Below are 22,199 nucleotides of genomic sequence, written 5' to 3'. Positions count from 1 at the left end.
CCCCCCGAGCTGCCCCGGCGCCCGTACCGCAGGGCTCCCGCACACGTTGTCGGTGGGGTGCGCGAGACTTGGCGCGTGGCCTCCTCCGACGACACCGAGCAGCCCGGCCGGTCCTCCGGCGACCCGGCCGCCGCGACCCCGCCCCGTACCCCGGACCCGGCGGCCGGTGCCCCCGCGCCGCGCGGGCGGATGCCGCGCTGGCTGCCACGCGCGATGGTGCTCGCGCTCGCGCTCGTCGCCGCCTTCCAACTGGGCAGCTGGGCCTTCCACCAGCTCACCGGGCTGCTGATCAACATCCTGATCGCGTTCTTCCTGGCGCTCGCCATAGAACCCGCCGTCGGCTGGATGGCGGCCCACCGGGTCCGCCGGGGACTCGCCGCGTTCCTGGTGTTCCTCGGGCTCGCGGTCGTCACCGCCGGGTTCGTCACGCTGCTCGGCTCCATGCTGGCCGGACAGATCATCAGGTTGATCGAGGGATTTCCGCAGTACCTCGACTCCGTCATCAACTGGATCAACCACACCTTCCGCACCGACCTCAGGCGCGTGGACATCCAGGAGGGGCTGCTGCACTCCGACTGGCTGCGCAAGTACGCGCAGAACAGCGCGGCCGGTGTGCTCGACGTCTCCGGGCAGGTGCTCGGCGGCCTCTTCCGGCTGCTCACGCTCGTCCTGTTCTCGTTCTACTTCGCCGCCGACGGACCCCGGCTGCGCCGCGCCATCTGCTCGGTGCTGCCGCCCGCGCGCCAGGCGGAGGTGCTGCGCGCCTGGGAGATAGCGGTGGACAAGACGGGCGGCTACCTCTACTCGCGCGGCCTCATGGCGCTCATCTCCGGCATCGCGCACTACATCCTGCTGGAAGCGCTCGGGGTGCCGTACGCGCCGGTGCTCGCGGTGTGGGTGGGGCTGGTCTCGCAGTTCATCCCGACCATCGGCACGTATCTCGCGGGCGCGCTGCCCATGCTGATCGCGTTCACCGTGGATCCCTGGTACGCGCTATGGGTGCTGCTGTTCGTGGTGGTCTACCAGCAGTTCGAGAACTACCTGCTCCAGCCCAAGCTGACCTCCAGGACCGTGGACATCCACCCGGCCGTCGCCTTCGGCTCGGTCATCGCGGGCACCGCGCTGCTGGGCGCGGTCGGCGCGCTGATCGCCATCCCCGCCGTCGCCACGCTCCAGGCGTTCCTGGGTGCCTACGTCAAGCGGTACGCCGTCACCGACGACCCCCGTGTGCACGGGCACCGGCGCCGGGACCGACGGGGTCCGCGGGACGGAGGCGGCGCGTCCGCGCCCGCCGCCTGGGTACGGCGGCTGAGGGACCGTGGGTGGGGAAGCCGGGAGCCGCGAGACCGGGGGCGCGGGGATGTCTGAACCTCGGCGCGCTCAGAAGGTGACGCCCGCCCACACCCCGCCGGCCAGCACCGCCACCCCGTAACAGCCGGTCGCCACCGCCACGATCCGCCACCGCGTCCGCTCGCTCCACGAGGTCCGGGCCAGCAGCCACGCGAGCAGGGGCAGCACCAGTACGGCGTGCAGGCTCACCCCGTGCAGCGGCTTGAACGGAGCCGTGGAGTGGTACGCGGCCTCCTGGTGACCGGTACGGGTGAGCACCACACCCCGCGCGATCATCACGGCGCCCGAGGCCAGCGCCACCAGCAGGAACGCGAAGCCCGCCCGCACCGCGAGGGCCATACCCACCGGGCCCGCCGGACGCCGCCGGAAGGACGCCACCGCGAACACGGCGAGCAGCACCACCAGCACCCCGCCGCCCACCGCCAGGGTCATGGACACCGCCGTGTCGAACGGGGTCTCCATGTTCAGATGCGAGGGCACCCCGCGCCACGCCTGGAGCGTGATGCCGCCGACCTCGACCACGCAGTCCGCCGCGAACACGGCCAGCAACGCCGTCCGCAGCCGCTCCCCGATCCGCAGATACGAGGTCACCCAGGTCAGCGAGATCAGCGTCACCCCGAAGGACACCCCGAACGTGAACGGCTTCCGCCACGACACCGGCCCGTCCCACGGCCCGCCCGCCACCGCGAAGACGCCCAGATGAGCCAGCCCCGCCACCACGAGCACCGCCCCGACCGCATGACACACCCGCTCGACGCCCCGACGTCTCTCCATGCCCCCACCCTGTCCCGCCCCCGCGCACGGATCGTCGTCCACCCGAAGTCTCCCGGCGTACGACGCGCGGAGTACGGGCGCGGCTCCTCTCCGGGGTGCGGACGGGTCGGCCACCGGGCCTCCGGCGGGCCTCCGCCGGGGCGGACGGTGCTGGATGGCGGGGTTTCGCACGTTTCATCCGGCGGCGTGGTGCGCTTGACAGGAAAATCGAACATCTATTCATATGGAGGCTTGGGCGAGGCCGCGGAGAGCGCCGGACGCGGTTTCCGGCGGGTTGTTCCGTGCGGTTCGTGGCGGTATGTCCCCGAGTTATCCACAGGCGGGACCGGCGTCGGGGCGCATTGTCAGTGGCAGGCGTTAGCGTCTTTGACGTGAAGCGATCGACTCAAGCAAATCGGGTGGAACCCATGGCAGGAACCGACCGCGAGAAGGCGCTCGACGCCGCGCTCGCACAGATTGAACGGCAGTTCGGCAAGGGCGCGGTCATGCGCATGGGCGAGCGGACGATGGAGCCCATCGAGGTGATCTCGACCGGCTCGACCGCGCTGGACGTGGCCCTCGGTGTCGGCGGCCTGCCGCGCGGCCGAGTGGTGGAGATCTACGGCCCGGAGTCCTCCGGCAAGACGACCCTGACCCTGCACGCCGTCGCCAACGCGCAGAAGGCGGGCGGCCAGGTCGCCTTCATCGACGCGGAGCACGCCCTCGACCCCGAGTACGCGCGCAAGCTCGGCGTGGACATCGACAACCTGATCCTCTCCCAGCCCGACAACGGCGAACAGGCCCTGGAGATCGTGGACATGCTGGTCCGCTCCGGCGCCCTCGACCTCATCGTCATCGACTCCGTGGCCGCCCTTGTGCCGCGCGCGGAGATCGAGGGTGAGATGGGTGACAGCCACGTCGGTCTCCAGGCCCGCCTGATGAGCCAGGCGCTCCGGAAGATCACCAGCGCCCTCAACCAGTCCAAGACCACCGCGATCTTCATCAACCAGCTCCGCGAGAAGATCGGCGTGATGTTCGGCTCGCCGGAGACCACGACCGGTGGCCGCGCGCTCAAGTTCTACGCCTCGGTGCGCATCGACATCCGCCGCATCGAGACCCTGAAGGACGGCACCGACGCGGTCGGCAACCGCACCCGCTGCAAGGTCGTCAAGAACAAGGTCGCCCCGCCCTTCAAGCAGGCCGAGTTCGACATCCTCTACGGCCAGGGCATCAGCCGCGAGGGCGGCCTGATCGACATGGGCGTCGAGCACGGCTTCGTCCGCAAGGCCGGCGCCTGGTACACGTACGAGGGCGACCAGCTGGGCCAGGGCAAGGAGAACGCGCGCAACTTCCTCAAGGACAACCCCGACCTGGCGAACGAGATCGAGAAGAAGATCAAGGAGAAGCTGGGCGTCGGTGTCCGTCCGGAGCAGCCCGCCGCCGAGCCCGGCGCGGACGCCGCGGTGACCCCGGCCGGTGAGGACGCCAAGGCCGTGCCCGCCCCGGCCGCCGCCAAGACCGCCAAGCCCAAGGCCGCCGCGGCCAAGGGCTGACCGTGACACGGCGGACCGGCTGGGCCGAGGACGAGTACGCCGGTTCCGGTGCCCCACGGGGGAGGGGCACCGGAACCGGCGCCGACCGCGCGGCCCGAGGTGACGGCGGGGGACGGCGCGGTCGGCGGCGGGGTGCCTTCGGGGAGGCACCCGGTGAACACGGGGACGGCCCCGGCCCGGCGGGGGACGGCCAGGGGGAGTCTCCGGCGGACCGGACGGACCCGGTCGAGCGGGCGCGGGCGATCTGTCTGCGCCTGCTCACGGGCACCCCGCGCACCCGCGGCCAGCTCGCGGACGCCCTGCGCAAGCGGGAGATCCCCGAGGAGGCGGCCGAGGAGGTGCTGTCCCGGTTCGAGGAGGTCGGTCTCATCGACGACGGCGCGTTCGCAGACGCCTGGGTGGAGTCCCGGCACCACGGCCGAGGGCTCGCCCGCCGGGCGCTCGCCCGTGAACTGCGCACCAAGGGCGTGGACTCCACGCTGATCGACGCGGCGGTCGGCCGACTGGACGCGGACCAGGAGGAGGAGACAGCCCGCGAACTCGTCGCCCGCAAACTGCGCTCCACCCGAGGTCTCGACCGGGACAAGCGGCTGCGCCGCCTCGCGGGGATGCTCGCCCGCAAGGGCTACTCCGAGGGCATGGCCCTGAGGGTCGTACGGCAGGCGCTGGAGGAAGAGGGGGAGGAGACCGACTTCCCCGGCGGGGAGGAGTTCTGACCGCCGGGCGGGCGTTCCCGTGCGTCCCGGCGGCCCGATCGGTCCCGTCCGCCTCCGGGCCGAGCGGCACCGGGGCTCGTACCGACGTCTGTCGGCAACGGCGCCGTAGCGCTCGGGATCAGCCCGCGGTCGGCACCGGTGTCACCGGCAGTCCCGCCGCGCGCCACGCCTGGAAGCCGTCCACCAGATCGGTGGCGCGGTGCAGGCCGAGGGCGTGCAGGGACTCGACGGCCAGAGTGGAGGCGTAGCCCTCGTTGCAGATCACGACGATCCGCCGGTCGTGGCCGGTCGCCTCCGGGACGCGGTGGCTTCCGCTCGGGTCGAGGCGCCACTCCAGTTCGTTGCGCTCGATGACCAGGGCGCCGGGGATAAGCCCGTCCCGGTCGCGCAGCGCCTGATAGCGGATGTCCACCAGCAGGGCATCGCCGGAGCGTGCCTCCTCGTGCGCCTCGCGGGCCTCGACGCGCCGGTAGTCCGCGCGTACCCGCTCGATCAGTTCGTCGATGCCGACCGGCCCGGCGGGGGAGTCCCCGGGTGCTTCGGAGTGCGCGGTCACACGGGTGTCGGCGTTCACTGCCAGTCCTCCGGGCTCTCGACCTGCTCCAGGCGCAGCACCTGGCCGACGCGACTGTAACGGCGGATGCGCGGCAGGGGCGGGTAGTAGGCGTGGACCGAGATCGCGTGTCGTTCGGTGGACTCGTTCAGCACCTCGTGCACGTGGTGGCGGCCGAAGGAGCGGCCCCTGCCCGCCGGGAGGCAGCGCACACGATCGACGTCCTCGGAGAGTTCGAGCGTCCTCCAGCCGTCGGTGGGCAGCCGCGCGGCGAGGGAGTTCTCGGTGAGTTCACCGGAGGCCGTGAGGAACGCGCCGACCGAGTCCGCGTGGTCGTGCCAGCCGGTGCCCGTGCCGGGCGGCCAGCCGATCAGCCACGCCTCGCTGCCGCCGGGCCCCTCCAGCCGTACCCACGTACGGCCCTCCGGGTCGAGCGGGAGCGAGTCGATCAGCTCGGTGTCGGCGGCCGTACGCCGGACGAAGTCGAGCAGTTCCGCCTGCGTCGGCGCGGGGCCGTGGGACATCGAGGGGGTGGCGGGCGCGGCCGGGACGACGGGAGCGGCCGGGGAGGGCAGGGGGGAGGAGACAGACATGGTGGACCGTCCTGGAGAAAGGTTCGCGGAAGCGGGCGCACCGGGCGCCCGCGGAAAAGGGGATGCGAGTTTCAGCAGGACGGACGACACACGCAGCCCGCATAGCGGATCAGGTCCACATGGACCCTCCGCCACAGGCGCACACAGGTGTCGTTCACGATCCGGAGTACAGCATGTGGCCGGAACCCGGTCAACCGGTTGTCACCATGTGGACAGAGGGTGACCGGGGTCACGGTCGGCGCACGCCGCTCAGCGCCCACCGGAGGGCGAACCCCTGCTCAGCGCACGTCTCTCAGCACACGCCTCGTCACGCCCGCCGGTCGGCGCACACCCATCGGCGCACGTTCCGTAACTCCCGCCGGTCGGCGCACGCCCCTCAGCGCACGCCGGTCGGAACACCCCGTACCGCCCGGCGCTCGGCGCACGCCCCTCAGCACCCGCCGGTCGGAACACGCCCCGTAACCGCGCAGCTCGGCGCACGCCGCCTCAGCGCACCCCGGAGCGAGCCCCGGACCCCGCAGCCGTCTCGTCGGCCGGGTCGCTCTCCTCGTCCGCCGGAGCGGGCGACCCGCCCAGCGTGGCCTCCGCCGCCGCGTACAGGTCGGCCGGGCGGACGCCGCTCAGCGCGGTGACGAGGTGGCCGTCGGGACGGATCAGCAGCACGCTGTGCGCCGGGGCGCCCGGATAGCTCTCCGCGACCAGCAGCTCGGCGGGGTGCGGCAGCGCGGTGACGGCGGCGGCGAGCCGGGGCATCACCCCCGCCGACACCCAGTGCCTGCGCTCCCACACCCCGGTGCCCGGCGCGACGAGGAGCACCAGCAGCGCGCCCCGGCCGAGCCGTTCGCGCAGCTGGACGAAGGAACCGTCCTCCGCCGTGACCCGGACGTCCTCCACCGGGGCGCCCGGCCGGGTGACGACCTCGAGCTCCCCCTCCAGATGCCGGGGTGCCAGCGGAGAGGCCGCATGGTCGCCGGGCCCGCCGATCGGGCCGCGTCCGAGGTGGCCGTCCATCAGCAGCGAGTCGTGACCCCGCCCGCTGCCGGGGACGTAGGCGCGCAGCCCGCCTCCGCCGCGCAGTACCGGAAGTGCCTGGTCGGCGGCGCGCAGCCGGGCCGCGACGGCCGCCCGGCGCTCGGTCTGATAGCTGTCGAGCAGCGCGTCATGGTGCCCCTGGTGCCAGACCGCGCCGAGTTTCCAGGCCAGGTTGTCGGCGTCCCGCAGCCCCTCGTCGAGCCCCTGGGTGCCGAGCGCGCCCAGCAGGTGGGCCGCGTCACCGGCGAGCAGCACCCGGCCCACCCGCCAGCGCCGGGCCAGCCGGTGGTGCACCGTGTGGACACCGGTGTCGAGCAGGTCGTACGGCGGGGTGGTGCCGTCGTTCCACCCGGCCAGGGTCTCCCGGACGCGGGCGATCAGGACGTCCGGGGTGACGAGGTCCTTGCCGGGCGGCAGCAGCCAGTCCAGCCGCCAGACACCGTCCGGCAGTGGCCGGGCGCTGATCTCGGCGGCCGGGGGGCCGGACTGCCGCCAGGGCGGTGACCGGTGCAGCAACGCCGTGTCCTGCCAGGGGAGTTCGGCGCGCAGGGTAGCCACCGCGTGCCGCTCCACACCGGTACGGCCGGGGAAGCGGATGTCCTGGAGTTTGCGGACCGTGGAGCGGGGGCCGTCGCAGCCGACGAGGTGACTGCCGCGCCACCACACGCCCTGCGGGCCGCGGGTGTGCGCGCTGACGCCGGAACGCTCCTGCTCGACGGCGTCGAGGCGGCTGTCCGGGGCGAGTTCGACCAGCGGTTCGCGGGCGACGGCCGCGCGCAGGGCGGCGGTGACGGTGTGCTGGGCGATGTGCAGCGGGGCCGGGTGCTCCGCGTCGAAGGACACCTCGGCGATCACCTGTTTGCGCCGCCGCGAGATCCATCCGGCCCAGCGGGTGCCGTGCTCGTCCAGCGGCACCCCGGACAGCCGGGTCAGCAGGGCCGCGGTGTCCTCGCGCAGCACCACCGTGCGCGCCGGACGGACCTCGTCCGGGCCGTGCCCCTCGTCCAGGACGACGGACGGCACGTCCTGGCGGGCCAGCGCCAGGGCGAGCGTGAGCCCGACGGGCCCCGCTCCGACGACGATCACCGGATCCACGACGTGGCGCTCCCCGCTCGCAGCGATGCCCTGACGGGGACAAGTGAACAGGAAGGTGGAGCGGGGTGCACGATCACAGACCGTATGCAACCTACTGCGCGTGCTTACGTCAAGCGACGAAGGCCGCGCTTCCTGGCGGATCGTCAGATCGCCCGGAGCGCGGCCCCGTACGGAAGAACCGGTGGACCCGACGGGCCGTCAGTGCTGATCCACGCCGGTCGCCAGCGCGCCGCGCACCTCCACCGGCCGGACTGGCTCCGTCTCCTCGGCGCCCAGCACCGCCCCCGTACCGCGCTTGCTGCGCCGCAGCCTGCTCTCCAGACGGGCGGCGAAGGAGGTCAGGGCGAAGTTCAGCACGATGTAGAGGAGCGCCACGACGGCGAAGCTGGCGATGACGTTGGCGTAGTTGGCGGCCAGCGTGCCCCGCTCGCTGAGCAGTTCGGCGTAGCCGATCATCGCACCGCCCAGGGCGGTGTCCTTCACGATGACGACGAGCTGGCTGACGATGGCCGGGAGCATCGCGGTCACCGCCTGCGGCAGCAGGATGCCCGCCATCGTCTGCCCCTTGCGCAGCCCGATCGCCTGCGCGGCCTCCGTCTGCCCCTTGGGCAGCGCCAGGATTCCGGCCCGTACGATCTCGGCGAGCACCGAGGCGTTGTAGAGGACCAGGCCGGTGACCACCGCGTAGAACGGGCGGTTGTCGCTGGGCACCTCGATGTAGCGGTTGTAGAACTCGTTGGCGAACAGCATCAGCAGCAGCACCGGGATCGCCCGGAAGAACTCGACCACCACGCCCGCGGCCCCGCGCACCCAGCGGTGGTCCGAGAGCCGGGCTATGCCGAACACCGCGCCGAGCGGCAGCGCGATGACCATCGCCAGCGCTGCGGCCTTGAGGGTGTTCAGCAGGCCGGGCAGCAGATACGTCGTCCACGCCTGGCCGGTGGTGAACGGCTGCCACAGCACCCAGCGGAACTGCTGCTTGTCGTCCAGGACCTGCCAGATCCACCAGGCCAGCGCGGCGAGCAGCACCACGAAGACCACGGACAACAGCGCGTTGCGCCGCCTGGCCCGCGGGCCGGGAGTGTCGTAGAGGACGGAACTCATCGCTTCACCGCCAGTCGCTTGCCGGCCCAGCCGAGGAGCAGACCGACGGGCAGGGTAAGGACCACGAAGCCGAGGGCGAAGACGGCGCCGATGGCCAGCGTCTGCGCCTCGTTCTCCATCATGGTCTTCATCAGGGTCGCCGCCTCCGCCACGCCGATGGCCGACGCGACGGTGGTGTTCTTGGTGAGCGCGATCAGCACGTTGGCGAGCGGGCCGATCACCGCGCGGAACGCCTGCGGCAGCACGATCAGGCGCAGCGTCTGGGAGAAGTTCAGCCCGATCGCGCGGGCCGCCTCCGCCTGGCCCATCGGCACCGTGTTGATGCCGGACCTGATCGCCTCGCAGACGAACGCCGAGGTGTAGCCGACCAGTCCGAGGACGGCCAGCCGGAAGCCCTGGATCTTGAAGTCGGAGGCGCCCATCGTCGCGCCGAAGATGTCGGCGAGACCGAGGGAGGCGAACAGGACGATGATCGTCAGCGGGATGTTCCGGACGATGTTCACGTAGACGTTGGCGAATCCGCGCATCAGCGGGACCGGGCTGACCCGCATCGCGGCGAGCAGCGTGCCCCAGACGAGCGCGCCGACGGCCGACAGCACCGTCAGCTGGACGGTCGTCCAGAACGCCCCCAGGACGTCGTAACCTTCGAGAAAGTCGAACACTGTCTCCCGCGCTTTCCGGGTGGATGGCGTATGTGGAGGGCGGGGCGCCGCCGTCGCCGGGACGGACGGCACCGGGCGGACCCGTGTCACCCGCCGGAACCCGCGCCGGCGGAGCGGTGGTGGCCCGGTGCCGCGACCGGAGAGGTCCACCGGCGCGGGGCGTCCGGCACGGCGCCCCCGCCACGCCGTCGCCCCACCCGCGTACCTCCCGTAGGCGGGCGGGGCTTCGCCGTGCCGGACGCCGCACCGGACGCCGCGCACCTTCCGACGGCCCTTCCGGTCACCGCACTAGCTGACGAGCTGGCCGATCTTCGGCGCGGGCTCGTTCTTGTAGTTCGCCGGGCCGAAGTTGGTCTCGACCGCCTTGTCCCAGGACTTGTCCGAGACCATCTTCTCCAGCGCCTTGTTGATCTTGTCCACGGTGGCGCTGTCGCCCTTCTTCACGCCGATGCCGTAGTTCTCGTTGCTGAGCTTCAGCCCGGCGAGCTTGAACTGGCCCTGGTACTTGTCCTGGGCGGCGAAGCCCGCGAGGATCGAGTCGTCGGTGGTGACCGCGTCCACCGCGCCGTTCTGCAGACCGGCGATGCACTCCGAATAGGCGCTGTTCTCCTTGAGGTTGGCCTTCGGCGCGATCGTCTTCTGGACGTTCTGCGCCGAGGTGGAACCCGTCACGGAGCACAGCTTCTTGCCGTTGAGGTCCGCGCCCTGGGTGATGTTCGCGTCCTTCTTCACCAGCAGGTCCTGGTGGGCGAGCAGGTAGGGACCGGCGAAGTCCACCTTCTGCTTGCGCTCGTCGGTGATCGAGTAGGACGCGGCGATGAACTTCACGTCCCCGCGCGCCAGCGCGTTCTCGCGGTCGGCGCTCTTGGTCTCCACCCACTGGATCTGGTCCGGCTTGTAGCCGAGTTCCTTGGCGACGTACGTGGCGACGTCCACATCGAAGCCGGACATGGAACCGTCGGGCTTCTTCAGGCCCAGGCCGGGCTGGTCGAACTTGACGCCGATCTTGATCTTGTCACCGCCGCCCTTGCCGCTGTCGGAGCTGCCGCCGCACGCGGTGGCGGACACGGCGAGGGCGAGGACGGCCGCCGAGACGGCGGTGACCTTGCGGAGCTTCATGGTGAACATCCTTTGGGTGGTGAGGAGAACGCGGTCCGCATGACAAACGGGCGCCGGAGACGCGGAGTTCAACCGGCGCGCGGGCGCCGCGTCAGTGATGCAGGATCTTCGACAGGAAGTCCCTGGCCCGCTCGCTGCGCGGATTGCTGAAGAACTGCTCCGGTTCGGCCTGTTCGACGATGCGGCCGTCGGCCATGAAGACCACGCGGTTCGCGGCCGACCGGGCGAAACCCATCTCGTGCGTGACGACGACCATCGTCATGCCCTCCTGGGCGAGCTGCTGCATGACCTCCAGCACCTCGTTGATCATCTCCGGGTCGAGCGCCGAGGTCGGCTCGTCGAAGAGCATGACCTTCGGGTCCATCGCCAGCGCCCGCGCGATGGCCACGCGCTGCTGCTGGCCGCCGGAGAGCTGCGCCGGGTACTTGTCGGCCTGCGCGCCCACACCGACCCGGTCGAGCAGGGCGCGGGCCTTCTCCTCGGCCCGCTTCCGGTCCGCCTTGCGGACCTTGACCTGGCCCAGCACCACGTTCTCCAGCACGGTCTTGTGCGCGAAGAGGTTGAACGACTGGAAGACCATGCCGACGTCGGCGCGCAGCCGGGCCAGCGCGCGGCCCTCGGCGGGCAGCGGGTCGCCGTCGATGGTGATGCTGCCCGAATCGACGCCCTCCAGGCGGTTGATCGTGCGGCACAGGGTCGATTTGCCGGACCCGGAGGGCCCGATGACCACGACGACCTCGCCCCGGCCGATCGTCAGGTCGATGTCCTGGAGCACGTGCAACGGGCCGAAGTGCTTGTTGACGCCGCTCAGCACGACCAGTTCGTCCGCCGTGACCGCGTCCTCCTTGGCCACCGATACTTCGGTCATGGCTCTGGGGCTCCGTCCTCCTCGGTTGCGGAGGACAGTAGTGAGAGCCGGTGAGCAGCGTCATCACATCTGAGGGGAATCTGAGCATCACGATCCGGCGGCGGCCGGTCACCAGCCGTGGTCCGACCGCGCTCCGGCCGTGGACCAGCCCTGTCCCGGCCGGTGCAGGCACGTTTCACCAGGACCGTTCCGGTGGCCCGCCGTCGCGTATCGGGCGGATAACGGAAAGCGCGGGCAACCGGAACCCCCTTGACGCCGTCCTTGTCCATCGGAGTGACTTCAGGGTGCGCCGTACGCGGGCGCACGCGTCCCGCCGCCGTGGCCGGACGCGCACACGGACCGGGACACGGGAAACGGATGACCCGGACGACGGCCGGACCGGAGGGGGACGGAATGAGACTGCTGCTCGTCGAGGACGACAACCATGTCGCGGCGGCGCTCTCCGCCGTCCTCGCGCGCCACGGCTTCGAGGTCACCCACGCCCGCAGCGGCGAGGAGGCCCTCAAGGCCCTGGTCCCCGAGGGCGACGGCTTCGGCGTGGTCCTGCTCGACCTGGGCCTGCCCGACCTGGACGGCTACGAGGTCTGCGGCCGCATCCGCAAGCTCACCACCACCCCGGTGATCATGGTGACCGCCCGCTCCGACGTGCGCTCCCGCATCCACGGCCTCAACCTCGGCGCCGACGACTACGTGGTCAAGCCGTACGACACCGGGGAACTGCTCGCCCGTATCCATGCCGTCAGCCGCCGCACCGTCCCCGACGAGGGCGCGGCGAGCGCCGACACCGCGCTGCTGCTCGGCGTCGTACGTATCGAACTGCCCACCCGGCAGGTCAGCGTGGACGGTGACCCGGTGCAGCTCACCCGCAAGGAGTTCGACCTGCTCGCCCTGCTCGCGCAGCGGCCCGGCGTCGTCTTCCGGCGCGAGCAGATCATCAGCGAGGTCTGGCGCACCAGTTGGGAGGGCACGGGCCGCACCCTGGAGGTGCACGTCGCCTCGCTGCGCGCCAAGCTGCGGCGGCCCGCGCTCATCGAGACCGTACGCGGCGTCGGCTACCGCCTCGTCGCCCCGGCCGCGTAGCGGGTACGGGTGCGCACACGGCTCCTGCCGCTGCTCATCGTCCTGATGGCGGCCGTCCTCCTCGCCCTCGGCATCCCGCTCGGCCTCAGCAAGGCCGCCGCCGAGCAGCAGAACGTCGTCGTGGACCGCATCGACGACACCGCGCGCTTCGCCGCGCTCGCCCAGTTCGTCACCGACCGGCCCACCGGCTCCCGCGAGGACAGCACCGACGAGCGCCGGCAGACGCTCGCCCGCGAACTCGACAGCTACCACGACGTCTACGGCATCCGCGCCGGTGTCTTCTACCGCAACGGCGCCGCGATGGCCAACGCGCCCGGCGACTGGCTCGTCCCGCAGCGGGGCGAGGTACGGGCCGCTTTCGACGAGGCGCTGCTCAGCCGCCGCAGCCACGATCCGCGTCAGGTGTGGCCCTGGCAGACCGGCACCCTGGTCGTCGCCTCCCCGGTGATCCGGGACGGTGACGTGGTCGCCGTCGTCGTCACCGACTCGCCCACCGGGCAGATGCGGTCCCGCACCCTGCGCGGCTGGCTGCTCATCGCGGCCGGTGAGTTCGCGGCCATGCTGCTCGCCGTCGGCGCCGCGCTCCGGCTGACCGGCTGGGTCCTGCGGCCGGTGCGCGTGCTGGACGCCACCACCCACGACATCGCCACCGGCCGCCTCAAGTCCCGGGTCGCCGCCGCCGGTGGACCACCCGAACTCCGGCGCCTGGCACGGTCGTTCAACGAGATGGCCGACAACGTCCAGCAAGTGCTGGAGCAGCAGCGCGCGTTCGTCGCCGACGCCTCCCACCAGCTTCGCAACCCACTCTCCGCACTGCTGCTGCGCATCGAGCTCCTCGCCCTCGAACTCCCCGACGGCAACGCGGAGATCGCCTCCGTGCAGACCGAGGGCAAACGGCTCGCGCAGGTCCTCGACGACCTCCTCGACCTCGCCCTCGCCGAGCACGCCGAGGCCGATCTGAGGATCACCGACGTGGGCGCCCTCGCCGGGGAACGGGTGGCCGCCTGGTCCGCCGCGGCCGACGCCAAGGGCGTCCACCTGGTGGGCGACTGTCCGCCCACCACCGGCTGGGCCGACCCGATCACCCTGTCCAGCGCGCTGGACGCGGTCATCGACAACGCCGTGAAGTTCACGCCCGACGGGGGCAGGGTCGAGGTCTCGGTCACCTCCGACGCCGACACCTCCACGGTCGTCGTCACCGACACCGGTCCCGGACTCACCGAGGAGGAACTCACCCGCGTCGGGGACCGGTTCTGGCGCAGCGGGCGCCACCAGAACGTCAACGGCTCCGGCCTCGGCCTCTCCATCACCCACGCCCTCCTCGCCGCCGGGGGCGGCTCCCTCGCCTACGCGCACGCCGAGCCGCGTGGGCTGCGGGTGACGGTGCGGGTGCCTCGGGACGGGGGGTAGGGGGGCAGAGCACGGCAGGGCAGGGGAGGGCAGGGGGCGGGGCGGGGCCGTGCGGGGAGGGGAGGGGCCGTGCGGGCACAACGGCACGTGGCATAGGGGCATACGCGGCGTACCGCACACGATCCACGCCGTACGGCCCGTAGTTGATGGCTTGCGGCTTACGGCTTGACCGAGCGGTAGTAGCGCCGGGCGCCCGTCTGGAGGGGCAGGGGGTCGGTGTAGATGGCGGTGCGCAGGTCCACGAGCTGGGCGGAGTGCACATGGGCGCCGATGCCGTCCCGGCTCTTGATCACCGTACGGGTCACCCACTCGGTGAGCCGGGGGTCCATGTCCGCGCGGGTCATCAGCAGGTTGGACACCGCCATCGTCGGCACCGTCGCCCCGTGCTGGACGGTCGGGTAGGCGGACTCCGGCATCTCGGCGGCGCGGTAGTACCGGGCGGCGTCCCCGTCCGCGTGCAGTCGGGAGACGAGGTCGGCGCCGATCGGTACGAACTTGAACGCCCCCTCGCGGGCCAGCGCCGCCAGCCCGCGCGTCGGCAGCCCGCCGGACCAGAAGAACGCGTCGATCTTCCCGGCGGCCAGCTGGTTCGGCCCGGTGTCTATGCCGTACGACAGGGGGGTGATGTCCTTCACCGGGTCGATCCCGGCCGCCTGGAGCACCCGGTTCGCCATCAGCCGTACGCCCGAGTCGGGCAGCCCGGTGGCCACCCGCTTGTGCCGCAGGTCGGCGATGCTCGTTACGTCCGAGTCGCGCGCCACGATGAGCTGCATGTAGTCGTCGTAGAGCCGCGCCACCCCGCGCAGCCGTCCGGCGCCCGCACCGTGGCGCATCTGGTACGTCTCCACGGCGTCCGCCGCCGCGATGGTGAAGTCGGCCTTGCCGGTCGCCACCCGCTGCACGTTCTCCTGCGACCCCGCGCTGTTCATCAGCTTCACCTTCAGGCCGGGCATGTCCCGGCCCAGTTCGGTGCGCAGCCGCTCGCCGTACTCCTCGTACACCCCGCGCGGCGCGCCCGTGCTGAACACGATGGTCCCGCTCGGCGGGGGGTCGCCCAGCGGCAGCAGCCACCACAGCAGCAGGCCGAGGACGACGGCGCCGACGGCCGCGCCCTGGAGCGCGTGGCGTCCGCCGATACGGGGGGAGAGCTTGGGCATGCGGGCGATCCTGCCAGGCGGGGCAGGGGCTGACCAGGGGCGAGCACGCCGGGGCGGGTGTTCGGGGCGCGGACGTGGGGGTGGCGGGGGGGGGGGGGGGAGGCGGGGGGGGGTGGGAGGGGGGGGGGGCGTGGTGGCCACTCGGTGTCGGGTGTGCGTCTGGCGGGGTCACTAGGGTCGGGGGATGAGTTCTTCGGCCGTCCCACCCGTCCCGCCTGTGCCGTCCGCGTCGCCCCTGCCGCCCGTCCCGTCCGCGTCGCCTGCCCGTCTCGTCGGTGAGTTCCACCGCGCCTTCGGTCTCGATGTCCGGAGTACGCCCATTGAGGTGTCCCCTCAACTGGCTTCATACCGGGGCGAGTTGCTGGCCGAGGAGGCGGCCGAGGTGGCCGAGGTGTCGGTCGCGGGCCCGCTGGACCGGCTCGCGCACGAACTCGCGGACGTAGTCTACGTCGCGTACGGCACCGCACTGGTCCACGGGATCGACCTGGACGCGGTGCTCGCGGAGGTGCACCGGGCCAACATGAGCAAACTGGGTCCGGACGGGGAGGTGTTGCGGCGGGCCGACGGGAAGGTGCTGAAGGGCGAGCACTATCGGGCGCCGGACGTGGCGGGGGGGGGGGGGGGGGGGGGGGGGGGGGGCCGGGCGGGGAGAACGGGGAGTAGGGCGAAGACGGCAACGCTGGCGGCGTGACCGTGACGGCCGCGACGGTCAGCCCACCGCACCACCGTCCAGCCGTGTGAGCAGCGCCGCGAGAAGGGCCACGTCCTCGTCGGCCCAGGTCGGCCCGGTGAAGAGGTCGGCGGCGGTCTCCTCCGCGGTGGCCAGCATCTCCCTGAGGCGTTCCCGGCCCGTCGGGGTCAGGGCGGCGTAGGCGACGCGGGCGTCACGGGCGTCCGGTTCGCGGGTGACGAGGCCGATCCGCTCCAGCGGGGCGAGCCCCCGGGTGACCCCGGACGCGGTGAGACCCAGGGCCTCGGCCAGATCCACGCGCCGCATCCGGCCGCCGGACGCGCGGCCCAGCCGGAGCAGCATCGTGAAGTCCGCGAGGCTCACGCCGTGCAGCCCGCTCAGCCGGGCGTCGAAACGCCTCACAAGGAGGGTTTGAGCACGGACGAGCCGCAAAGCGGTGTCGAGGGCGTCGGTGCGCGTGGTCACAAGGAGCCCTCGTTCCGGAGTCCGGGGTCGGTGTTAATGGCGCGGTCGGAGGCGGCGGCAGAATGGTTGCGAGATCCTTGACTCCTCAAGTTCATGCCCGCGCTCAACGACCGAAGCCCTCGGACCGCGCGGCCCGCCGCTGTCGCTTGCCCAGCGGCGCCTGGGAGAGATCCTCCGCGCTGGACCGGAGGTTCTTGAAGCCGTAGCCGCGCTCGGAGAGCCAGGCGCGAGCCGTGTTCTCGGCCTCCTCGGCGGCCACCAGGATGTCCTCCTCTTCCTCGCCGGTGGCGGAGAACCGGAAGGTGAAGGCGGGGCGGGCGGTGATGTCGTAGCTGAGGTGGCCCTCAGGGGTGAAGGCGGCGCGGAGCACGTCGTGCTCGGCGGCGTCGGCGAGGAGAGCGGCGCGCTGCCCGGAGTCCAGGCCGTCGAAGACGCCGCGCACGGTGATACGGAAGGTTCGGATGGTCATTCCGGTGACTCTAGGCGGACGGGAGGGAAGAGGACCAAGGGGTTTGGGGAAACCCCGCCGACCGGACGGACGAGCCGTCCGCGGCGGCCGGACCGGCGCACCGGTCCGCCCTAGACTCGGCAGGGAAGCCGTGCCTCCGCGGGAGTGCCCGGCCCGGCCCGTTACGGGAAGGCGGTGGCGTCCGATGCCGTACGTGGCGGTGACCGCCCTGAGTCATCCGGGGCTGCTGCGCGAACGCAACGAGGACAGCCTGGTCGCGGGCCCCTGGACACTGTGCGCGACCGTCACCGAGAGCCCCCAGACGCTGATGTTCCCCTTCGGCTCACCCGTGGTCGTCGCGGTTGCGGACGGACTCGGCGGACACCCCGGCGGTGATGTGGCGAGCGCGCTGGTGGCCCGCCGTATCGCGGCGTGCGGGGCGTCCATGTCCGACGAGGAGGCCGTGCACGACGTGCTCGACGCCTGCAACCGGGCGGTGTACCGCGCGGCCGACGACACCGGGGGCGGCCTGGCCGCGATGGGGACGACGGTCGCGGGCGTGGTCGTACGGCCCGACTCCCTCCTCGTCTTCAACGTGGGCGACAGCCGCGTCCTGGCCGCCGGTCCCGACGGCCTGCGGCAGCTCAGCACCGACGACAGCCCCGCCCTCGAACCCGGCTGCCGCACCACCCCGGTCGTCACCCAGTGCCTCGGCGGCAACACCGCCTACACCCCCGTCGTCCCCCACATCACCACCACCCCCCTCGTCCCTGGCACCCGCTACCTCATCTGCACCGACGGCCTCACCGACCCCGTCCCCCCGGAAACCCTCCGACAACTCCTCCACGACCACCAGGACGACCACATCGCCTTCGAACTCTGGAAAGCGGCGATCACGGCCGGGGGGCCGGACAACATCACGGTGGCCGTGGTGCGGGTGGTGGGGGAGTGACGGGCGGCCCTTGCGGGTCCGCACCCGCGACAACGGTGAACGCGGCTGTGCCGCGGGGCCGGGGAGGTGCGTTCCGAACTGCGTGAGGGGCGTGTCGGGGGAGCGCCTACCCTTGTCGCATGACCCTCAGCAGCGACCGGAGCCCCGCAGTGGACGTGATGGCACCCAAGACCTACGAAGTCCGTACCTACGGGTGCCAGATGAACGTGCACGACTCGGAGCGATTGTCCGGGCTGCTGGAAGAGGCCGGGTACGTGCGGGCGCCGGAGGGGTCGGACGGGGACGCGGACGTCGTCGTGTTCAACACCTGCGCCGTGCGGGAGAACGCGGACAACCGGCTGTACGGCAACCTGGGGCGGCTGGCCCCGCGGAAGCTGTCGCGGCCCGGCATGCAGATCGCGGTCGGGGGGTGCCTGGCGCAGAAGGACCAGGACACCATCGTGAAAAAGGCGCCCTGGGTGGACGTCGTCTTCGGTACGCACAACATCGGCAAGCTGCCGGTCCTGCTGGAGCGCGCCCGCGTACAGGAGGAAGCGCAGGTCGAGATCGCGGAGTCGCTGGAGGCGTTCCCCTCCACGCTGCCGACCCGCCGCGAGAGCGCGTACGCCGCGTGGGTCTCCATCTCCGTCGGCTGCAACAACACCTGCACCTTCTGCATCGTCCCGGCCCTGCGCGGCAAGGAGAAGGACCGCCGGACCGGCGACATCCTCGCCGAGATCGAGGCCCTGGTCGCGGAGGGCGTCTCCGAGATCACGCTGCTCGGGCAGAACGTCAACGCGTACGGCTCCGACATCGGCGACCGCGAGGCGTTCAGCAAGCTGCTGCGCGCCTGCGGCACCATCGAGGGCCTGGAGCGGGTCCGCTTCACCTCCCCGCACCCGCGCGACTTCACCGACGACGTCATCGCCGCGATGGCCGAGACGCCGAACGTCATGCCGCAGCTCCACATGCCGCTCCAGTCCGGTTCCGACACCGTCCTGAAGGCCATGCGCCGCTCCTACCGGCAGGAGCGCTACCTCGGCATCATCGAGAAGGTCCGCGCCGCCATCCCGCACGCGGCCATCACCACCGACATCATCGTGGGCTTCCCCGGCGAGACCGAGGAGGACTTCGAGCAGACGATGCGGGTCGTGCGCGAGGCCCGCTTCACGCAGGCGTTCACCTTCCAGTACTCCAAGCGGCCCGGCACCCCGGCCGCCACGATGGACGGCCAGATCCCCAAGGAGGTCGTCCAGGCGCGCTACGAGCGTCTCGTCGCCCTCCAGGAGGAGATCTCCTGGGACGAAAACAAGAAGCAGGTCGGCCGCACCCTGGACCTGATGGTCGCGGAGGGCGAGGGCCGCAAGGACGGCGCCACGCACCGCCTCTCCGGCCGCGCCCCCGACAACCGCCTGGTCCACTTCACCAAGCCCGACGAGGACGTCCGCCCCGGCGACGTCGTCACCGTCGAGATCACGTACGCCGCCCCGCACCACCTGCTCGCGGAGGGCCCCACGCTCGCCGTGCGCCGTACCCGCGCCGGTGATGCCTGGGAGAAGCGCAACGCCGCCGAGACCGCCAAGCCGCAGGGTGTCCTGCTCGGCCTGCCCAAGATCGGCGTCCCCGCCCCGCTCCCGGCCGCGACCGGCGGCTGCGGCTGCGACTGACCCATTCCGGGGGCCGCCCGCACAGCGACCCGCTCCGGAGGCCGCCCGGTCACCGCCACCGCCCCGCTCCGGGGCCCGTCCGCCCACCGCGTACGCTGCCGATCATGCTTGTCGCCGCCGCCGTCTGCCCCTGCCCGCCGCTGCTCGTGCCCGAGGTCGCGGCGGGCGCCGCCCCGGAGCTGGACACCGCCCGCGCGGCCTGCGCCGACGCGTTCGGTGTGCTGGCCGCCGCCCGCCCCGATCTGCTGGTGGTCGTCGGACCGGCCGGAGAGAACGGCAGCGGAGCCCATCCGCAGGGCACCCCCGGATCGTTCCGGGGCTTCGGGGCCGAGGTGGACGTGACGCTCGGCGTCCCCGCACCCGGCACCGAGTCGCACGGCACCCTCCCGGCCTCCCTCGCCGTCGCCGGGTGGCTGCTGGAGCGCGCCGACTGGACCGGCGTACCCCTGGAGGGGCTCGGTATCGGGGAGGCCCTGGCGCCCGAACAGTGCGCGGAGGTCGGGCGGGACCTCGCCGCGCGGGCCGGGCGGGTCGCACTGCTCGTCATGGGCGACGGCAGCGCCTGCCGCACCCTGAAGGCGCCGGGCTACCTCGACGAGCGCGCCGCCCCCTTCGACGCCGAAGCCGCCCGCGCCCTGGGCGCCGCCGACCTCACCGCGCTGGCCACGCTGGACGTGTCCCTCGCCGCCCAGCTCAAGGCGTCCGGCCGCGCCCCCTGGCAACTGCTCGCCGGTGCGGCCGAGAACGCCGGCCTCGACGGCACGCTGCTGTACGAGGACGCGCCGTACGGGGTGGGGTACTTCGTGGCCGCCTGGTCGTAACCGAGCGGCACACGCGGGTCGCCGTCACGACACCGGGGGCGGCCCCTCCGGCGGGCTGTTCGGCACGGTCCCCTCGGGGCCCGCACCAGGGGTGGCCGGACCCGCCGCATCCGGACGCGTCGTACCCGAGCCCGTCGTAGCCGAGCCAGCCGGACCCGGACCCGCCGGACCCGCGCCGGGGCCCGCCGTGTCCATACCGTCCGGTCCGTCCTTGCGGGCCAGTCGGTCCATCGCGCCCTTGGCCTTGCCCGTGCCCGCGTGGATGCGGTCGCTGTACTTGTGGCCGGTGCGGTCGTCCACGGCCCGCGCGGCCTTGTCGATGCCGTGCTGCACCTTGTCGCCGTGTTGCCGGGCGAGGTCCGACACCTTGTCCTCGGCCGAGGCGAGCGCCGCTTTCACGTTGTCCATGAGACCCATGAGGTCCACCTTCCCTCACCGGCGCCGAACACCCTCGGCTCTCCGGGAACGAACCCCGCATTCCTCTCATACGGTACTCGTACGGGTGAATCACCGCGCCGCTGACCTCCGCCCACCCCGCGACAGGCGTACGCGTACGGCGTCTTCCGTCCACCCCCGGAACCGCAAGCCGTGACCCGTTCCCGCCCGGCCCGCGCCGTTTGCGAGACTGGTCGGGTGAGCAGCGCACCCCCCGCCCCCCGCGTCATCGCCGTCGTCGGACCCACCGCGGCCGGAAAGTCCGATCTCGGCGTCCTCCTGGCCCAGCGGCTGGGCGGCGAGGTCGTCAACGCCGACTCCATGCAGCTCTACCGGGGCATGGACATCGGCACCGCCAAACTGGCCGAGGAGGAGCGCGGCGGCGTCCCGCACCACCTGCTGGACATCTGGGACGTCACCGAGGCCGCCTCCGTCGCCGAGTACCAGCGGCTCGCCCGCGCCCGCATCGACGCCCTCCTCGCCGAAGGCCGCTGGCCGGTCCTCGTCGGCGGCTCCGGGCTGTACGTACGCGGCGCGGTGGACAACCTGGAGTTCCCCGGCACCGACCCCGAGGTGCGTGCCCGGCTGGAGGACGAACTGGTGCTGCGCGGCTCCGGCGCGCTGCACGCCCGGCTCGCCGCCGCGGACCCGGAGGCCGCCCGCGCCATCCTGCCCAGCAACGGCCGCCGGATCGTCCGCGCCCTTGAGGTGATCGAGATCACCGGCCGCCCCTTCACCGCCAACCTCCCCGGCCACGACTCCGTCTACGACACCGTGCAGATCGGCGTGGACGTCGCGCGGCCCGAGCTGGACGAGCGGATCGCGCGCCGGGTGGACCGCATGTGGGAGGCCGGGCTCGTGGACGAGGTCCGCGCCCTGGAGGCCCGCGGGCTGCGAGAGGGGCGTACGGCGTCCCGCGCGCTCGGGTACCAACAGGTGCTGGCCGCGCTCGCCGGGGAGTGCACCGAGACGGAGGCGCGCGACGAGACCGTACGCGCCACCAAACGCTTCGCGCGCCGCCAGGACTCGTGGTTCCGGCGCGATCCGCGGGTGCACTGGCTCAGCGGCGCCGAGGCCGACCGGGAAGAACTGCCCGGCCTGGCGCTGGCGTTGCTCGAACGACCGGTCACAGCCTGATCACGTGATGCGACGTTGAGGGCGTACCAGGAATCCGTCTCTGACCTGCATAGGTGCAGGTCAGAGACGGATTTTCTAGCTTTGGAGTTTCATCAGACTTCGACAGCATGGGACAGCCGATACGGGCATTGTTGCTGAGTCTTCGCTGACTTACCTGACGTAGAGTCAGAAATTAGGCCAGTACATTGCCGGGCGGCGCGAGCGCCGGGCATCCGGTAGCGGCGTGCGCTACCGCTTCCCTCGAAGGATCAACGCGGCTCTGCGCTGAGAGCTCGAAACGCGATCTTTTTGAGGCGTCCTGGTCGGGTGTGACGATGTGGCGATTCGGCCGTTCGAAAGGGTGTGAGTACCTGGCCGTGGATTGTGGACGATGACCTGTGGGCGCTGGTCGAGCCGCTGCTGCCGCTCTGGCCCGAGGAGGCGCCGGTGGCGGACCGGACAGTGGAACCCGGCGCCCCACCCCGAGACGACACTCGGGCCCGCGGCCTGCCCGGCATCAACCACCGAAAGCGAAACGGTCCACCGACGGAGTCGGCGGACTGTCAAGAAAGATCGAGGT

Annotated in this window: 23 protein-coding genes; 10 read left to right on the top strand and 13 right to left on the bottom strand. The window is 72.1% G+C overall.

The window, feature by feature from the left end; all coding sequences use genetic code 11:
- The first annotated feature begins 75 nt into the window (after window positions 1-75).
- Window positions 76-1,368 (top strand): AI-2E family transporter, encoded by a 1,293-nt coding sequence (locus tag KUM39_RS26050; protein WP_372455819.1) that lies wholly within the window; start codon window positions 76-78, stop codon window positions 1,366-1,368.
- Between the two features lie 12 nt (window positions 1,369-1,380).
- On the opposite strand, the gene KUM39_RS26045 is transcribed toward KUM39_RS26050, so the two are convergent.
- Window positions 1,381-2,124 carry a hypothetical protein gene (locus KUM39_RS26045; protein WP_217788224.1) on the bottom strand — a complete coding sequence of 248 codons (744 nt, stop codon included), beginning with the start codon at window positions 2,122-2,124 and terminating at the stop codon, window positions 1,381-1,383.
- Between the two features lie 407 nt (window positions 2,125-2,531).
- Between KUM39_RS26045 and recA the strand changes: the two genes are divergently transcribed.
- The gene (gene recA / locus KUM39_RS26040) at window positions 2,532-3,656 is read left to right on the top strand and encodes a recombinase RecA (RefSeq protein ID WP_217788223.1); all 1,125 of its coding nucleotides are present in this window, start codon (window positions 2,532-2,534) and stop codon (window positions 3,654-3,656) included.
- A 2-nt stretch (window positions 3,657-3,658) separates the two neighbouring features.
- Window positions 3,659-4,372, top strand: a complete 714-nt coding sequence (recX, locus tag KUM39_RS26035) for a recombination regulator RecX (RefSeq protein WP_217788222.1) — start codon at window positions 3,659-3,661, stop codon at window positions 4,370-4,372.
- Between the two features lie 118 nt (window positions 4,373-4,490).
- Here the strand turns inward: recX and KUM39_RS26030 are convergent, their stop codons facing one another.
- The 8 genes from KUM39_RS26030 to KUM39_RS26000 all read right to left on the bottom strand — a co-directional run bounded on the left by KUM39_RS26030 (window position 4,491) and on the right by KUM39_RS26000 (window position 11,398).
- On the bottom strand, window positions 4,491-4,928 hold the full coding sequence (locus KUM39_RS26030; RefSeq protein ID WP_217788232.1) for a rhodanese-like domain-containing protein: 438 nt from the start codon (window positions 4,926-4,928) through the stop codon (window positions 4,491-4,493).
- A gap of 14 nt (window positions 4,929-4,942) precedes the next feature.
- On the bottom strand, window positions 4,943-5,518 hold the full coding sequence (locus KUM39_RS26025) for a cupin domain-containing protein (RefSeq protein WP_217788221.1): 576 nt from the start codon (window positions 5,516-5,518) through the stop codon (window positions 4,943-4,945).
- A gap of 71 nt (window positions 5,519-5,589) precedes the next feature.
- Entirely contained in the window at window positions 5,590-5,661 is a 72-nt protein-coding gene (locus tag KUM39_RS28855) for a putative leader peptide (RefSeq protein WP_372455820.1), read from the bottom strand.
- Between the two features lie 343 nt (window positions 5,662-6,004).
- Complete coding sequence (locus tag KUM39_RS26020) at window positions 6,005-7,645, bottom strand: FAD-dependent monooxygenase (protein WP_217788220.1); 1,641 nt, start codon at window positions 7,643-7,645, stop codon at window positions 6,005-6,007.
- Between the two features lie 198 nt (window positions 7,646-7,843).
- Window positions 7,844-8,749 carry an amino acid ABC transporter permease gene (locus tag KUM39_RS26015; protein ID WP_217788219.1) on the bottom strand — a complete coding sequence of 302 codons (906 nt, stop codon included), beginning with the start codon at window positions 8,747-8,749 and terminating at the stop codon, window positions 7,844-7,846.
- Window positions 8,746-9,411, bottom strand: coding sequence for an amino acid ABC transporter permease (locus KUM39_RS26010; protein WP_217788218.1), 666 nt, complete (start codon window positions 9,409-9,411; stop codon window positions 8,746-8,748). Before KUM39_RS26010 ends, KUM39_RS26015 begins: the two co-directional genes overlap by 4 nt.
- A 288-nt stretch (window positions 9,412-9,699) precedes the next feature.
- Window positions 9,700-10,530, bottom strand: coding sequence for a glutamate ABC transporter substrate-binding protein (locus tag KUM39_RS26005; RefSeq protein WP_217788217.1), 831 nt, complete (start codon window positions 10,528-10,530; stop codon window positions 9,700-9,702).
- Between the two features lie 91 nt (window positions 10,531-10,621).
- On the bottom strand, window positions 10,622-11,398 hold the full coding sequence (locus KUM39_RS26000) for an amino acid ABC transporter ATP-binding protein (RefSeq protein ID WP_217788216.1): 777 nt from the start codon (window positions 11,396-11,398) through the stop codon (window positions 10,622-10,624).
- A 393-nt stretch (window positions 11,399-11,791) separates the two neighbouring features.
- On the opposite strand from KUM39_RS26000, the gene KUM39_RS25995 reads away from it, so the two are divergent.
- A complete protein-coding gene (locus KUM39_RS25995; RefSeq protein WP_217788215.1) occupies window positions 11,792-12,478 on the top strand; it encodes a response regulator transcription factor in 687 nt (228 codons plus the stop codon).
- Between the two features lie 9 nt (window positions 12,479-12,487).
- Window positions 12,488-13,888: a sensor histidine kinase gene (locus KUM39_RS25990; RefSeq protein ID WP_217788214.1), complete on the top strand. Its 1,401-nt coding sequence runs from the start codon at window positions 12,488-12,490 to the stop codon at window positions 13,886-13,888.
- 158 nt (window positions 13,889-14,046) lie between these two features.
- On the opposite strand, the gene KUM39_RS25985 is transcribed toward KUM39_RS25990, so the two are convergent.
- A complete protein-coding gene (locus tag KUM39_RS25985; protein ID WP_217788213.1) occupies window positions 14,047-15,045 on the bottom strand; it encodes a TAXI family TRAP transporter solute-binding subunit in 999 nt (332 codons plus the stop codon).
- A 184-nt stretch (window positions 15,046-15,229) separates the two neighbouring features.
- Here KUM39_RS25985 and KUM39_RS25980 point away from each other — a divergent pair, with 184 nt between their 5' ends.
- Complete coding sequence (locus tag KUM39_RS25980; protein ID WP_217788212.1) at window positions 15,230-15,736, top strand: pyrophosphohydrolase domain-containing protein; 507 nt, start codon at window positions 15,230-15,232, stop codon at window positions 15,734-15,736.
- 18 nt (window positions 15,737-15,754) lie between these two features.
- Here KUM39_RS25980 and KUM39_RS25975 read toward each other — a convergent pair whose 3' ends face one another.
- Both KUM39_RS25975 and KUM39_RS25970 read right to left on the bottom strand, forming a co-directional pair.
- Window positions 15,755-16,138 carry a MarR family winged helix-turn-helix transcriptional regulator gene (locus KUM39_RS25975; RefSeq protein ID WP_308288244.1) on the bottom strand — a complete coding sequence of 128 codons (384 nt, stop codon included), beginning with the start codon at window positions 16,136-16,138 and terminating at the stop codon, window positions 15,755-15,757.
- 166 nt (window positions 16,139-16,304) lie between these two features.
- Complete coding sequence (locus KUM39_RS25970) at window positions 16,305-16,670, bottom strand: DUF6204 family protein (protein WP_217788210.1); 366 nt, start codon at window positions 16,668-16,670, stop codon at window positions 16,305-16,307.
- 184 nt (window positions 16,671-16,854) lie between these two features.
- On the opposite strand from KUM39_RS25970, the gene KUM39_RS25965 reads away from it, so the two are divergent.
- The 3 genes from KUM39_RS25965 (at window position 16,855) to KUM39_RS25955 (ending at window position 20,068) form a co-directional block, all read left to right on the top strand.
- Window positions 16,855-17,601 (top strand): PP2C family protein-serine/threonine phosphatase, encoded by a 747-nt coding sequence (locus tag KUM39_RS25965; protein ID WP_217788209.1) that lies wholly within the window; start codon window positions 16,855-16,857, stop codon window positions 17,599-17,601.
- A 119-nt stretch (window positions 17,602-17,720) separates the two neighbouring features.
- Window positions 17,721-19,247, top strand: a complete 1,527-nt coding sequence (gene miaB / locus KUM39_RS25960) for a tRNA (N6-isopentenyl adenosine(37)-C2)-methylthiotransferase MiaB (protein ID WP_217788208.1) — start codon at window positions 17,721-17,723, stop codon at window positions 19,245-19,247.
- Window positions 19,248-19,351: 104 nt separating this feature from the next.
- A complete protein-coding gene (locus tag KUM39_RS25955; protein ID WP_217788207.1) occupies window positions 19,352-20,068 on the top strand; it encodes a class III extradiol dioxygenase subunit B-like domain-containing protein in 717 nt (238 codons plus the stop codon).
- A 24-nt stretch (window positions 20,069-20,092) separates the two neighbouring features.
- Here KUM39_RS25955 and KUM39_RS25950 read toward each other — a convergent pair whose 3' ends face one another.
- A complete protein-coding gene (locus KUM39_RS25950; protein WP_217788206.1) occupies window positions 20,093-20,485 on the bottom strand; it encodes an antitoxin in 393 nt (130 codons plus the stop codon).
- Window positions 20,486-20,701: 216 nt separating this feature from the next.
- Between KUM39_RS25950 and miaA the strand changes: the two genes are divergently transcribed.
- A complete protein-coding gene (gene miaA / locus KUM39_RS25945) occupies window positions 20,702-21,640 on the top strand; it encodes a tRNA (adenosine(37)-N6)-dimethylallyltransferase MiaA (protein ID WP_217788205.1) in 939 nt (312 codons plus the stop codon).
- Window positions 21,641-22,199 lie beyond the last annotated feature (559 nt).

This window comes from Streptomyces corallincola (assembly GCF_019104725.1).
In the GTDB taxonomy this organism is placed as follows: domain Bacteria; phylum Actinomycetota; class Actinomycetes; order Streptomycetales; family Streptomycetaceae; genus Streptomyces; species Streptomyces corallincola.
Note: the sequence above shows the minus strand (reverse complement) of the source record. Positions and strands in the feature narration are given on the sequence as shown.